General features: G+C 69.3%; 10 protein-coding genes. 6 read left to right on the top strand and 4 right to left on the bottom strand.

Features of this window, described 5'->3' with window-relative positions:
- Positions 1-395: 395 nt before the first annotated feature.
- The gene (locus tag ACFYM6_RS17070; RefSeq protein WP_387276446.1) at positions 396-1,166 is read left to right on the top strand and encodes a dienelactone hydrolase family protein; all 771 of its coding nucleotides are present in this window, start codon (positions 396-398) and stop codon (positions 1,164-1,166) included.
- Positions 1,167-1,252: 86 nt separating this feature from the next.
- Positions 1,253-1,729, top strand: coding sequence for a transposase (locus tag ACFYM6_RS17065; RefSeq protein ID WP_387276444.1), 477 nt, complete (start codon positions 1,253-1,255; stop codon positions 1,727-1,729).
- A gap of 232 nt (positions 1,730-1,961) precedes the next feature.
- On the opposite strand, the gene ACFYM6_RS17060 is transcribed toward ACFYM6_RS17065, so the two are convergent.
- Both ACFYM6_RS17060 and ACFYM6_RS17055 read right to left on the bottom strand, forming a co-directional pair.
- Positions 1,962-2,543 (bottom strand): HD family hydrolase, encoded by a 582-nt coding sequence (locus ACFYM6_RS17060; protein ID WP_387276442.1) that lies wholly within the window; start codon positions 2,541-2,543, stop codon positions 1,962-1,964.
- Entirely contained in the window at positions 2,540-3,670 is a 1,131-nt protein-coding gene (locus tag ACFYM6_RS17055) for a helix-turn-helix domain-containing protein (protein WP_387276441.1), read from the bottom strand. Before ACFYM6_RS17055 ends, ACFYM6_RS17060 begins: the two co-directional genes overlap by 4 nt.
- A 404-nt stretch (positions 3,671-4,074) precedes the next feature.
- Here ACFYM6_RS17055 and ACFYM6_RS17050 point away from each other — a divergent pair, with 404 nt between their 5' ends.
- Complete coding sequence (locus ACFYM6_RS17050) at positions 4,075-4,254, top strand: hypothetical protein (protein ID WP_387276439.1); 180 nt, start codon at positions 4,075-4,077, stop codon at positions 4,252-4,254.
- A gap of 202 nt (positions 4,255-4,456) precedes the next feature.
- Positions 4,457-4,639 carry a hypothetical protein gene (locus ACFYM6_RS17045; RefSeq protein WP_387276449.1) on the top strand — a complete coding sequence of 61 codons (183 nt, stop codon included), beginning with the start codon at positions 4,457-4,459 and terminating at the stop codon, positions 4,637-4,639.
- 82 nt (positions 4,640-4,721) lie between these two features.
- Here the strand turns inward: ACFYM6_RS17045 and ACFYM6_RS17040 are convergent, their stop codons facing one another.
- On the bottom strand, positions 4,722-7,148 hold the full coding sequence (locus ACFYM6_RS17040; RefSeq protein ID WP_387276437.1) for a M14 family metallopeptidase: 2,427 nt from the start codon (positions 7,146-7,148) through the stop codon (positions 4,722-4,724).
- 448 nt (positions 7,149-7,596) lie between these two features.
- Between ACFYM6_RS17040 and ACFYM6_RS17035 the strand changes: the two genes are divergently transcribed.
- Positions 7,597-9,513 carry a Xaa-Pro dipeptidyl-peptidase gene (locus ACFYM6_RS17035; protein ID WP_387276435.1) on the top strand — a complete coding sequence of 639 codons (1,917 nt, stop codon included), beginning with the start codon at positions 7,597-7,599 and terminating at the stop codon, positions 9,511-9,513.
- A 50-nt stretch (positions 9,514-9,563) separates the two neighbouring features.
- Here ACFYM6_RS17035 and ACFYM6_RS17030 read toward each other — a convergent pair whose 3' ends face one another.
- Positions 9,564-10,796 (bottom strand): PucR family transcriptional regulator, encoded by a 1,233-nt coding sequence (locus tag ACFYM6_RS17030; RefSeq protein ID WP_387276433.1) that lies wholly within the window; start codon positions 10,794-10,796, stop codon positions 9,564-9,566.
- 290 nt (positions 10,797-11,086) lie between these two features.
- On the opposite strand from ACFYM6_RS17030, the gene ACFYM6_RS17025 reads away from it, so the two are divergent.
- Entirely contained in the window at positions 11,087-11,977 is an 891-nt protein-coding gene (locus tag ACFYM6_RS17025) for a dihydrodipicolinate synthase family protein (RefSeq protein ID WP_387276431.1), read from the top strand.
- The last annotated feature ends 169 nt before the right edge of the window (positions 11,978-12,146 follow it).

Genomic DNA, 12,146 nt, shown 5'->3' with positions numbered 1-12,146 from the left:
GCCGCCGTCACCAAGCCCGCTCACGCTGGTTCCACCAACGCACCCGACTCAGCCGCGAATACGCCCTGGTCAACTAACCAATGGCGGCTGCCGTACTAGGCCGTGTGTCAAAAGTGGTCGGGCGACATGGGCGGCATCGCTGCCGGACGGTCGGGGTCGTCTGCCGATGCTGGCCTTGTCGAGGTGGCCGTACACGGTGGAACGGGGAGGGGTGTGGTCGCACCGCGCGGCATCCACACCAAAGGAATCGGCTACCCCGCGCTGCTGGTGCGACCGTGCAGCCTCGTCCTTCACGCGCAGATTCTGGTCAGGTCGCACTTCACAACTCCGCATTCAGGTTAGCTGGTAGCAAACGCAGTCCAACAAAGCAACACGGTCCGGCTAGTGTCGATCTCATGATCGCAAGACGGGAAGTCACGTATGACATCGACGGGTTGACGATGGTCGGTCACATGTCGCGGCCAGGGGGCGGTGGGCCATGGCCGGCCGTGCTTCTTGGACATGACGGCGTCGGTCTCGATGACTATCAACGCGGCCGAGCCGACGACCTCGCCGAACACGGCTATCTGACCTTCGCAATGGACTACCACGGCGGCCGGACCTTCTTCGGCGAGCCGCAAGCGATGCTGGATCGGGCCCTGCCGCTGATGGCCAACCCCGCCCGCATGTTGACCATCGGTCAGGCCGCGCTCGACGTGCTACTCGCTGAACCCGGCGCCGATCACAATCAACTTGCCACGCTCGGTTACGGGGCCGGCGGTCGAATCGTGCTGGAACTCGCCAGGACGGGAGTGCCCTTCAAAGCGCTCGCCGTAATCCACCCCGGCCTGCCAACCCCGCGCGCCGAGGACTGGACGAATGCCGGTGGGACCTTCCTGCTCTGTACGGGTTCCGAAGATCCGCTCTGTACTCCCGCTCAAATCTTAACGTTCAGCAGCGCGCTCCAGGACGCTGGCGTCGATTGGCGAGCACACATTTATGGCGGAGCCAAACATGCCTTCTGGGCCGCTCCGACTCAGCCTGACGGGACACCTACCGGCGGCGCTGACCACCTCAGCCCCACCGTGCCCGGCGTGGGCTACCACGCCGCCCACTCCGCGCGGTCGTGGCGGGCGGTTCTCGACTTGTTCAGCGAAAGCATCGGGGCGCAGTCACCCGGATGCTAGGCCGTGTGTCAAGAGTGGTCGGGTGACGGGGCCGGGTTGACCGGTCGGGCGTGTCGGTGATCGATACGAGGCGAGGTCTCCGGTAGATGGGTATCGACCAAGACAACCATCTGCACGGAGACCTCGTGGCCGGCGTAGCGGTGACGAGGCGGTTCGACCTGACTGACGCGCAGTGGGCGGTGCTGGAGCCGCTGCTGCCCCGACCGAAGAAGGCAGGCCGACCGCCGAAGTGGAGCAAGCGGCAGCTCATTGACGGGATCAGGTGGCGGGTCCGTACGGGCGCGCCGTGGCGGGACGTGCCGGACTGCTACGGGCACTGGCGCACGGTGTACGGGCTGTACCGGCGTTGGCAGCGGGCCGGTGCGTGGGCGCGGATCCTGGCCGGGTTGCAGGGCCGGGCCGATGCACTGGGGTTGATCACCTGGGACCGCCCGCCTTTGACTCCAGCGCATATCGACAGCGCCATGCCGTCGAATGCGGCATCAACCTGCTCAAACAGCACCGCGCCGTGGCCACGCGCTACGACAAACTCGCGGTGCGGTACGAAGCCACCGCCACCATGAGCATGATCGACGTCTGGCTCAGGCGACTCGAACGGCACTTATGACACACGGCCTAGGTCCGGGCCGTCGCTAGGCCGTCAAAGGCGGACCAGAGGTATCACGAATAGTCGTCGATACCAAGCGTTCGCGCAGGTCAGAGCCCGAATGGACAGCCTTGCCGGACATGCCGATCAGCCGGTTGCAGTTCAACGCCAAATGAGGTGGGCTACTCCGGCTACTCCGGCTACTCCGGCTACTCCGGCGACTCCGGTGGGTTGAGCCAGGCGAGGGGTTGTCCGCTGAGAGCGGCGTCGGCGAGGCGTTGGGCGGATGTCGTCTTGAGCGCCGCACGTGAGCTGTCGATCCAGCGTTGGACGTTGTCGATGCCATGGTGGCGGTATTCGACGGCTTGGACGAGGCATTCGAGCTTGTCGGCGTCGCGGGCGACGATGGCTTCGAGGGTCTCGCCGGCTTCGTATTCGGCGACGGCGGCGGTGATGACGTCGGCGACGGCTGGTGGGCAGTTGGCGACCTGGTCGGCGGTGACGGTGATGTTGGGTGCGGCGGTGAGGTAGCGCTTGGCGATGTGGGGGATGTCGGTGATCCGGGTTTCCTGGGTGTCGTGCAGGACGCAGAGCATGGACACCCGGGCGGGATCGGCGCCCTCCATGGCGGCGAGCATCATGCCGATGAGCGCCGTCCGGAAGGAGTGTTCGGCGATGGATTCGGGGTGCTTGACGCCGGCGAACCACCAGCCGGTGCGCGCTGCGCGTTTGAGTACGCCCGCTTCGAAGATGAAGGTTATCGCTCCGGCGGCGTCGTGGTCGTCGCTCATCTGCCCGTCCCTGTGCCGGTGACTCCGTCTGCTCGCAGGCTGTAGACGATAGACGTTAGTTCCCGGCGGGATTGCGCGGAGATTCGGTCACTGTCCAGGAGCGCGGCGCTGCGGTCGACGAGTGCCCGCCCGGCGCCGGGGTCGTCGAGCGCGAGGCCGCGTCGTGCGGTGAGCAGGGCCCAGAGGTTGTGGATGTTGAGGTCCACGAACGGGTGCCCTGGCTCCAGGCGCTGGACCAGGTGCCTGAAGAGAAGAGAGCCGCGCCAGTCGCGGAGGGTGGCAGGCATGAAGGAGTCGTCGCGCTGGCGATACGGGATCTCGCCGACCCAGTAGGCGGAGTAGTTGAGGGCCGCTCGTTCGCAAGCGTCGTCCGGGTGCGCGCGGGCGATGAAGTCTCGCAGGGGTTCCGGGTCGCCCTGGTTCGCCAGCGAGGTGACCACTGAGCGGGCGTCGGGCCACAACGGCGACCAGGTGTGGAAAGCGGTTGTCCGGCGGGCTGTACGAGCGTTGCTTTGGGCGAGCCAGGCCGCAGACGCTCCAGTGGGGTCCACGCCCGCGAGGAAGCAGGCTTGCCGGTGCAGCAGGACGTTCGGGTGACGTTCGGCGGCGCACCGGTCAGCGAGCACGTGAAGGTGGCCGAAGAAGACGGGTCGCTGGTCGGAGGGCAGGAGCGGCGCAGTGGCCACCGGGCCCCGTCGGTGGTGGAGTTTGGGGAGGTTCCTGAGGAACGCGGGGGTCTGCCCGAGGACGGCCCAGAGGATCAGGTCGGTCAGGCGGTGCGTGAGCACTGACCAGCCGAGAGGCTGCTCGGCAATGTTGGTGCGCTCCACGTGGTCGTCCAGGACTGCCGTGAGGATGAAGTCTGCTTCGGCTGCGTCGTCGAGGGCCGCGAGCATGGCCGTGTTCGCGCCGAGCCGTCCGAGCCTTTGGCGGGTCACGATCGCTTGTCCGAACGGCACGGCGGTGAAAGGCCGCCGTCCTGACTCCCAGCTCTGCATGGTCGCGCGGTCGACGCCCAGTTCGACGGCGAGTTGCTCCTGGGTGAGCGGGATGGACTCGCGGATCAGCTTCAGCAGATATCCCGTCACCTCGCCGCGCTGTGGTGCTGATCGTCCGCGACCTGGCATCTGACGTCCCAACGTTGACCGGTGGTCGGTGTTCCCCGCCAACGTCCCTCTCGCGACGGGAGACATGGCCTGCTCACGCGTACTGCCGGTGAGTCCAACGGCCGTCGCCGTGATCGTAGCGTCGCAGTTACCGAACGTTCCAGAACCGGTTCCGTGGTGCGGGTCGGTCCTGTCGCGATGCCTGGCGGAGGGGAGACAGCGATGCGGTACAAGACACCACCGTGGCGGCGGGTCTCTTACGACCAGTACCTCAGCGCTGCGGCGATGACACTGGCGCGGCGGCATCGACCGGCGTGGTCCTGGCGGAGGTGGAAGTGGGTCTGCCGCTGTGGAGCGGATCTGCCGTGCCGCAGCCAGCACCGTATCCCGATCAACCGCGGCCACTGGCCCGCTGAGGAGGAACAGTGAGCAACGACGATGAGCGGCGGATCCTGGCCGCACATCTGCCAGGGACCGACGGCCTGTGCACCGGGTGCCGCGCGTGGTGGGCGCGGCTCACGCCGTACCCGTGCTGGCAGGTCGAGTGGGCGACCAGCCGGCAGGCGCGGCACCTGACGGTGACGGCGCTCGGAGGCCAGGGGTGACCACGCACGGTCCTGTTCTCCCGATCTGGAGCTGCGGCGGCTGCGACGCGCCCTGGCCGTGTCGCACGCGGCAGCGGGAACTGCGCGCGGAGTTCGAAGGGGCGCCGGTGTCCCTGGCCCTTTATCTGGGTGCCCAGTTGATCCGTGCCTCGGAGGATCTGGCCTGGCTGCCGGCGGGAGTGCTGCATCGACGCTTTCTCGGATGGATCAGGTGAGCATCCTGCGGCCGGGTGATGAGCAGTTCCACTACAGCGACGGCTCCCACCGGTGGATCCCGCCCCACCCAGACTACGACCAGGAGGTCTGGGACGAGCAGGTCCGCCAGCATAAGCAAGCCCACCTGAGAAACAAGCGCCCAAAGGTTCGCATCCAACGGCTGGCCTGATGCCAGCAGCCATGTACGGCAACGGCCGGGTGCCGGGTACGGGGGCGTGCGCCGCCGTACCCGGCACCCGGGTCGGTTTCCGTTAGCTGGTGGGCAGCACCGCGCTGCCCTTCAGGAAGTTCTTGCCCGTGCCGTCAGCGCGGTAGTTGTTCTCCACGTTGCCGGCCGCGTCCACCGAGAACCAGTGGATCTTCGTACCGGCGGGCAGGGTCAGCGTCTCTCCGCCTTCCCGGATCCCCGCCGAGGCGTAGAGCGTGGACGCGTAGGTCGGTGCGCTGCCGTCGACGGTGTAGAACACCGCGGCCGGCTCGCTCACCGTGAACGTCACGTCCACCATGCCGGGCGTGGCGCTCTCGGTCACCGACAAGCCGCTCTTCGGCCGCTGCTGGTCCTTGTCGAAGTCCCGGGCCACCCGCATCATCTCGACGAGGCCGTTGGAGAACTCCATCGTCTCCTGATGCGCCTCGTCCCACTCTGGCTGGAACGAGGTGCCGACCTCGAAGTTCCAGGCGTAGATGCCGTACTTGTACCAGAGCATGTCGCCGGAGTTGCCGGCCGCCGAGTACAGCACGTCGGAGATCGGGCCGGTCCGGGCCGGCGTCACCGCCATGTTGCGCTGCCGCTTGATCGCGGTGAGGATCTGCGACGAGGCCCCCCAGAAGAACGACTCCTCGGCGAGGGTCGGGCGGGGCGCCGAGATCCGGCCCGGGGTGGCGTACGCCCCCGGCGACCACATGAAGTAGTTGCCGGAGGAGTGCAGGTTCATCGAGAACTTGATGTTCTTGTGCTGGGCCAGCCAGTCGACGTTCTTGTCCTCCGGCTCGGACAGCTCGCTGGGCCCGGCGTAGGTGCCGCTGGTGCAGCTGCTGGACGCGCCCGAGTAACCGTCGAACAGGCTGTACTCGGTGTAGTTGCGGTTGTTGTCCACGCCCCACGAGTTCCGGCCGAGGGCGTCGGCCGCGTCGGTCAGCGGGCAGTGGTTGGTCATGTTCTTCCGCTGCGAGTTGTAATCGTAGAACGAGTAGTGCCCGCCGTCCGGGTTGACCGACGGGGCGATCCAAATGTCCAGGTTGTTGAGCAGCTGCTTGGTCCGGCCGTCGTGGCCGTAGTTGCGCAGCAGCCGCTCGGCGGTCTCGACAGCGACCAGCGGCGGCACCCACTCACGGGCGTGCTCCTGGGCGTACGCGAGGACACCGGTCTTGGACCCGTCGCGGACCTTGCCGATCCGGATCGCGTACACGGGGTGAGGATCGCGGGAGACGCTGGCCGGCGCCTTCAGGTTGTCGGTGAGCACCGTCTTGGCGGCGGCCGCGACCACACCGGCACCGGCGTCACCGCGGTAGGTGTACGCCCGGACCAACGACCCGGCGTTGGCGTTCAACGCCGCGGCGACCTGGGCCGCTGTGCTGGTCAGCGCGCCGCTGGCGTTGGTCGCCAGGCTGACCCTGATGTCCTTGCCGGTCACGCTCACCGACAGGGGGCGGCTGGCGGCACCTGGGTTGACCAGTTCGACCGAGATGCCGTTGCCGCCCTCGTGTCCCCAGGCCAGCGAGTCGACGGCCACCCGGTTGGCGTTCGTGCTGCCGAGCACCACCTGCGCCTTGCGGCGGTAGCCGTTCGTCTTGTATGGCAGCTCGACGATCTCGGCCAGGTCGGGGAACTCGGCGGCGAGCTGGTGGATCCGTGTGTACAGCTCGGTCGGTGTCAGGTAGCTGGTGACGAAGTCCTTCTGGTAGCCCGGGCCCTCCGGGTTGTCGGCCGGGATGGGCAGCCACTCCTTGACCTGGGCGACGGCGACCCCACCGGTCGGGCTGGTGATCCGGATCCGGTCCGGCCGGGTCGTCACCGTCGAGGCGCCCCGGTGGTACAGGTAGACGCCGGCGTCCACGAAGCGGGAGATGGTCTGGCTGCCGCCCGAGCCGAGCTCCGTGCCGGGGCCGCTGTCCCGGACGACCGTGAGCGTGCTGGTCGAGGTCTGGCCCTGAGCCCACTTCGCCTCGACCGACAGGATCTGGTTGGTCCCCGAAGTGTAGTAGTCGGCGCGGATGATCTTGACGTCCGAGGTCTCGGAGGTCTGCAGGGCCGCGGCGAACGCCCGGTTCTCGGCGACGTGCGCGGCGATGGTCGCCTCGCGTTCCTCGACGCGGTCCGCCGAGTCGCTGGGCCGAAGGAGGGTCTCGCCGAGCCGGTAGCCCCGGGCGCGGAGGGCCGCGGCCTCGGTCGACGTGACCACCGCGTGGACGACGATGCCCTGTTCGCTCTGTTCGACGTGGTGGTCGAGGTCGACGCCGGTGGCGACGAGTTCGTCCAGCTCTTCGCGGTCGGCGAGCAGGACCTCCACCACGCTGGCCGCCTCGTCGGGCAGCCGGTTCAGTTCGGTGCTCGCGCCGGCGTCGTCGGTGGGTGGCGTGACGGCCGAGGCCGGGCTGACCAGGAGCACGGCCGAAACGGCCGCGATCGCGACGACCGGTGCTCGCCAGCGGCGGTCACCGGAGTTCGGCATTCGCATAGTTGCCCTTTCTGTCGTGGGTACGGAACTGCGAGCGACGGTCGGTGGAATCGGGGTCCCACGTGCTGCTGCGGAGGTTCGGCACGACCGACGGATGAGGGCCGGCGGAAATCGCCTACCGGCGCTGGTGCGGCAAGGCGGACCAGCGCCGGAATTTGAAACCGGACAGGTGTCCGGGGTGGACGATCGACCGGCGGTGGGCCAATCCTCAACTCACGTCACGCGCTGTGTCAATGACTGTTCGTCACGAAACGATGAATGCCGGAAGTCGTGCTTCCGCCCTGCGACAGGCGTAGGAGCCGAGGGCGGCCATCTTCCACAGGTGTCCGATGACCTGCGCATGCGCCGATCCGTAGGTTCGGTGCGACCGTCGGGGCGGTGGCGGGTGCCCGCCGAACGGAGGGGTTCAAAGCCGCTGGTCGACGGCACTGTGGGAGGAGGAGCACGGATGCAAAGAGGAAGACGCGCCTGGCGGGCGTCGGTGGTGGCCCTGGCGGTCGTGGCCACCGGCCTGCCGGCGAGCGGCGCACTGGCCCAACCGGGCGCCGACGAGCGCGCTGAGTTGGTGATTTCCAACGGCGTCACCCAACCGGCCTTCGGTTATGCCGACGCCATTCGGGAACGGATTTTCGTCACTTCTGATGTCGACACGGACGGCGACGGCAAACTCGATGTCGTGGCCATGGACATCATGCGACCGAAGGCCAGTGAGAACGGGCTCAAGGTTCCGGTGGTGATGGACGCCAGCCCGTACTACTCGACGGTCTGCCGGGGCAACGAAAGTGAGTGCAAGGCCGACGTCGACGGGGACGGGCTGAACGACAAATGGCCCCTCTTCTACGACAACTACTTCGTCCCGCGCGGCTACGCGATGGTCCTGCTGGACATGATCGGCACGAACAACTCGACCGGCTGCCCGGTCACCGGTGGTCGGGCCGACAACATCAGCGCGCCGACGGCGATCGACTGGCTCAACGGGCGCCGGCCCGGGTACGACGCCGCCGGGCGGGAGGTCGTCGCCGACTGGCACAACGGCCGGAGCGGCATGATCGGCAAGTCGTACGACGGCACCCTGGCCAACGCCGCCGCAGCGAGCGGGGTGGACGGGCTGACCACGATCGTGCCGATCTCGGCCATCTCGAGCTGGTACGACTACTCGCGCAGCAACGGCCTGGTCACCCGGGCGAACAACTACTCGGGCAGCCTCGCCAACACGGTCACCAACCCGGCCCGCCGGGCGTACTGTGCGCCGGTGCGGACGGCCCTCGGCCAGGGCGGCGACGACGTCACCGGGGACTACAGCGACTTCTGGGCGGAGCGCGACTACGTGCCGCACGCCGACCGGGTCAAGGCCAGCGTCTTCGTCGTGCACGGGATCAACGACGACAACGTCCGGCCGGACCACTTCAGCAAGTGGTGGGAGGCGCTCGGCGCGCAGGGCGTGCCGCGCAAGCTCTGGATGACCGGCACCGGCCACGTCGACCCGTTCGACTTCCGGCGGACGCAGTGGGTCGACACCCTGCACCGCTGGCTCGACTACTGGCTGCAGGGCATCGACAACGGGATCATGCGGGAGCCGGCCGTCGACATCGAGCGGCTGCCGGACGTGTGGGAGACGGCCGCCACCTGGCCGCTGCCGAACACCCAGCCGACCCAGGTGTTCCTGCAGGCGCCGACCGCCGGTAACGCCGGCGGGCTGTCCGTCAAGTCCGGTCCGGGCAACGCGAAGGCGACCTTCCAGGACACGCCCACGATGACCCAGACCAACGCGATCCGCCACCCGTCGGACCCGGCGGCGAACACCGAGAACCGGCTGGTGTTCCTCTCCGCGCCGCTGAAGGCGCCGCTGCACATCTCGGGCACCCCGATCGTCAAGATCAACGCCACCGTCGACGGCGAGGACACCAGCTTTGCCGGGCTGCTCGTCGACTACGGCACCCGCCAGCGCTTCAGCACCGCCGGTGACGGCGTCCGGACGCTGACGGAGGAGGACTGCTGGGGTGAGACGGCGACCTGGGGCGGCTTCGCCGAGGACGCCTGCTACAAGAAGGTGGAGAAGAACATCGCCGCCAATCCGCAGGAGCTGGTGACCAAGGGCATCATCGACGGCCTCAACCTCGACTCGCCGTCGGTGTCGACGCCGCTGGTGCCCGGCCAGAAGACCGAGGTCGACCTGAGCCTGCTGCCCGAGGACTACGTCTTCGACGCCGGCCACCAGATCGGGGTGGTCCTGCTCGGGTCGTACTCCGGCTACAGCAGCCGGGCCAAGCAGAACCGGGCCCACATCACCGTCCACTTCGACCGCAGCCGGATCACCCTGCCGGTGGTCGGCGGTCGGACGGCGGCGGTGGCCGCCGGCCTGTAGGGATCGCGAGGCGGGGCGGGGCACCGGGCAACCGGCGCCCCGCCCCGACGTCATCCACCCGGCTGGTACTGGCCGGTCAGCCGGCCCAGCTTGAGGGCCAGGTGCAGGCAGAGCCGTTCGTTGCCGTCCTTGAGGTCGGCCTCGGCGAGCAGTTCCACCCGCTGCAGCCGGTAGTAGAGCGTCGTCCGGTGCAGGCGAAGCCGTTCCGCCGTGGCATGCGCGTTGCCGGCCAGGTCGAGGTAGGTCTCCAGGGTCTCCAGCAGCACCTGGTGGGCCTCGTCGCCCAGCAGCCGGCCCAGCCCCGGATGCACGCGCGCGACGTCCAGGTGGCGGGCATCCATGCCGGACAGCAGCCGGTAGATGCCCAGTTCGGGCCACGGCACCACCGGACCCAGGGCCGGCAGTTGGACACCCACCCGGGCCGCCTGGAACGCCTCCTGGTACGACAGCACGCTGTCGTACAGACGCGGTCGGGCGTCGCCGATCCCGAGGACCGTCCGGGCCACCGACGCCAGTCCCCGAATGGCCCCGCGCAACGCCTGGTCCAGGTGCGCCGCGGCGTCCTGTGCCGCCAGACGGCCGGTGTTCCGCCCCCCGCACAGCAGCAGCACCCCGTGGTCGTGCCGGACCAGGTGCAGCGTCTCGCGCGACCCGACCCAGTGCCGGGTGGCGACGAGGGCGTGCTCCAGGGCGATCCGGGCGGTGTCGTCGAGCATCTCGTCCTGGGCCACGACCAGCTGGGCGACCAGTGCGGTGACCTGACCGTCGCTGGTGACCACGCCGTCGGTCAGCAGCGACCGGACGGCCTCCCGCCGGGCCTCCGGGGACTCCACCAGCAGCGTCCGGGTCGCCTCCGCCTCCCGCTGCGAGGCCAGCTCGCCGAGCAGGTTCTCCCGGTAGAGGGCCAGCGACAGGTCCGGCATCGCCTCGGCCACCGCCGAGATGTCCTCGTCGGTCATCCCCGTGCCCTCGTCGATGAACCACACGAAGCCCAGCAGCAGGTCCTGGTGCCGGATCGGCACGCACACCCGGGGCAGGAGATCCAGTTCGGGGCAGGCCGGGGTGCGGACCGGCTCCCGGGCGTCCATGATCCCGATCTCCCGGGCCCAGGCGATCACCTCCGGCGTGGTGTGCCGACGCAGGATCGAACTCCGGCGTACCCCGTCGAGCACCCCGGTGTGCTCGCTGTAGACGACCACCCGCTGACGCCGATCCTCGATCAGAGCCGGCCGCTTGACCCGCGCCGCGACCCGGTCGACGATGCGTTGCAGCTCCATGCGCATGCGCTTCCCCCGGCCAGCCCGAGGCCTGCGGTGTTGCCGCTCGGCTCCGGCTGGCTGTTGTGCTGGTAGGACCGTTGGCCTACCTTCCGATGATGTTGGCCGGCGCGCAATCCCCCGTGCCGGCAGCGCGACACCCGTATCCGGTACCGCCTGAGCAGTTTCGGCATCTGTCGGAAGACCGGCGGCCGGTGATGTACCTAGCGTGTGCGTTTGCCGGCCCGACGGGGGCCAGGGCGGGCCGTCCTGCCGACTGGGTACGGCTGCGGAGTGTCCGAGAAGGGAACACCGTCGTGGCCAAAACCAGGCCCTGGCAGGGCGTCATCGTCGCCATTCCCACCCCGTTCCGGGCTGATCTGTCGGTCGACTACGACCGGCTTCAGGAGCACGTGCGGTGGCTCGCCGACGAGGGCTGCCAGGGGGTGACGCCGTGCGGCTCGCTGGGGGAGTACCGGGCCCTGTCCGACGGCGAGCGCACCGACGTGGTCCGCGCCGTCGTCGAGGCGGCACCGGCCGGCTGCGCGGTGGTGCCGGGCGTCGGCGGGTACGGCAGCCGGCAGTCCCGGCGCTGGACCGAGCAGGCACGGGCCGCGGGTGCGCAGGCGGTGCTCGCCCCACCGCCGGTCGATTACCCGGCCGGCGCCGCCGAGGTCGTCGCCCACTACCGCGAGGTGGCCGCGGTCGGGCTGCCGGTGGTGGTGTCCGACGATCCGGTCGACGCGAGAACGGACCTGACGCCGGAACTGCTGGCCCGCGTCGCCGAGATCGACGGCGTGGTGGCCGTGCGGGAGTGCGACGTACGCCGGCTGCACCGCGTCCGTGACCTGTGCCCCCACCTCGACGTGCTGGCCGGCGCGGACGACGTGCTGCTGGAGCTGACCGTGTGCGGCGCGACCGGGTGGATCGGGCACTGCGCGAACGCCCTGCCCCGGCTCAGCCGGCGCCTGCACCGGCTGTGCGCCGCCCGCGACCTGGCGGCGGCGCTGCCGCTGTACGCGCAGCTGCACCCCCTGCTCAGCTGGGGATCCCGACCGGAGGTGGTCCAGGCCGTGAAGCTGGCGATGCGGCTGGTCGGGCGGTACGGCGGGCCGTGCCGGCCGCCCCGCGGCGGGCTGTCGCCCGAGACCGAGACGCAGCTGTGCCGGGACGTGCGGCGGGCGCTGCGGGCCGATGCCGACGGGTAGCCGCGACGGGCATGCCGCGATGCCGTCCTGCACGTGTCGGAAGTGGTCGGTCCACCTGCCGACATCTGCACGGTGACCGGTGCGCCGGCCGGCTCATAGATTCGGACCGGGTGTGATCATGCGGGACGGCGACCCCGTCCGTCTCGCGACAACTCCGGCTCGGGCGCGT

Source organism: Micromonospora sp. NPDC006431 (assembly GCF_042870725.1).
Lineage (GTDB): Bacteria > Actinomycetota > Actinomycetes > Mycobacteriales > Micromonosporaceae > Micromonospora.
Note: the sequence above shows the minus strand (reverse complement) of the source record. Positions and strands in the feature narration are given on the sequence as shown.